At 65.7% G+C, this 1,702-nt stretch carries 1 protein-coding gene; it reads left to right on the top strand.

Annotation, left to right across the window (positions count from 1 at the left end):
- Window positions 1-60 precede the first annotated feature (60 nt).
- Window positions 61-1,656, top strand: a complete 1,596-nt coding sequence (locus ACIREE_RS42625) for an ISL3 family transposase (protein ID WP_404164979.1) — start codon at window positions 61-63, stop codon at window positions 1,654-1,656.
- The last annotated feature ends 46 nt before the right edge of the window (window positions 1,657-1,702 follow it).

Below are 1,702 nucleotides of genomic sequence, written 5' to 3' on the forward strand. Positions count from 1 at the left end.
GGCTCAGTCAAGATTTCCGTGACGGAGTGACGTTACGTCACCGCGGTGGCATGGTCGGTTGTGTCTGACAATTTGCTGAGCATCGTGTTCCCGCATCTGGCGAAGGTGCTGGTGAAACGGGTGTGTGTGGAGGACGGCATGGTGCGGGTCGAGGCCCGGACCCGGCGGTGTCTGCTGCGATGCCCGGGCTGTGGGGCTTCCTCATCCCGGGTTCACAGTTGGTATCAGCGACACCTTGCTGACACGGCTATCGGCGGACGTCCGGTGGTCATCGACTTGGCCGTGCGCCGACTGTTCTGCGACGCTGCGGACTGCCCGCGACGTACCTTCGTGGAACAGGTCGAGGGACTGACCATCCGCTATGGACGCCGCACCATTCCACTGCTCGAAGTCGTGCAGGCAATCGCCCTGGCTCTGGCGGGCAGAGCCGGCGCCCGGCTCGCCGGGGTGCTGCACATCATCGTCAGCCGCGTGACGTTGCTGAACGTGCTGATGGCGCTGCCCGACCCGTGCCTGCGGTCGCCGCGGGTATTGGGAGTGGACGACTTCGCCACCCGCCGCGGCCGGAAGTACGGAACGGTGCTGGTCGACATTGAGACCCATGGCGTCCTCGACCTGTTGCCCGGCCGGGAGAAGGAACCCGTCGCGCTCTGGCTCGCCCGGCATCCTGGCATCGAAGTGATCTGCCGGGACCGGGCCGGCGCCTATGCCGAGGCCGCCCGCTCCGGAGCACCAGACGCACGCCAGGTGGCTGATCGCTGGCACTTGTGGGACAACCTGGCCCACGCCATCGAACGCACTGTCATAGCGCACCGCCCCTGCCTGCACTCCCCGGAGTTGACCGAGGTGGACTCTTTCCGCCGCATGGCCAAGGCACCGCCCTCGACACTCAATCCGGACACCGGCAAGGAGAAGTGGCTGGTCACCCGCACGCGAGAACGCTATGAAGTGGTTCAGCGGCTGCTGGCCCGGGGCCGGTCGATCAGCGCGATCGGGCGGGAGCTGGGACTGGCCCGGCATACCGCAGAACGGTATGCCCACTGCGAGAACCTCGACGCCCTCATCGATGGATCGCTTCGCACCACGCGCCTGGACGACTACAAGCCCTACTTGATCCGGCGCTGGAACGAGGGCTGCACAGACGCCGCCCGCCTCTTCCGGGAAATCCGTGCGCTGGGCTACCCAGGACAGACCCCGCAAGCAGTCAGGCACTACCTCCGCCCGCTCCGAACATCGCTCGGCTCAATCCGGTCACCGGCACCGATCCTCAAACCCCAGCAGATCGCCAACTGGATCATGTGGAACCCGGAACAGCTTCGGGTCAACGAAGCGCGACAACTGGGTGAAGTGCTCGCCCGTTGCCCAGAGTTGTCCGCCGCTCGAGGCCACGTAGCTTTTTTCGCCCGCATGGTCTGCGGCCTGCGCGGCGACCTCCTCACCGCCTGGACCGACGCCGTTCGCGGCGATGATCTGCCCGCCCTTCATGCCTTCGCCGACGGGCTGCAGCGCGACCACGACGCCGTCATCGCAGGACTGACGCTGCGATGGAGCTCCGGCCCTGTCGAAGGGCACGTCAACCGGATCAAGATGCTGAAGCGACAGATGTACGGACGAGCCGGACTCCATCTGCTCCGCAAGCGAGTCCTCCTTGCTTGACTATCGTCACGTAACGTCACTCCGTCACGGAAATCTTGACTGAGCC

Source organism: Streptomyces sp. NPDC102467 (assembly GCF_044765445.1).
Classification (GTDB): Bacteria; Actinomycetota; Actinomycetes; order Streptomycetales; family Streptomycetaceae; genus Streptomyces.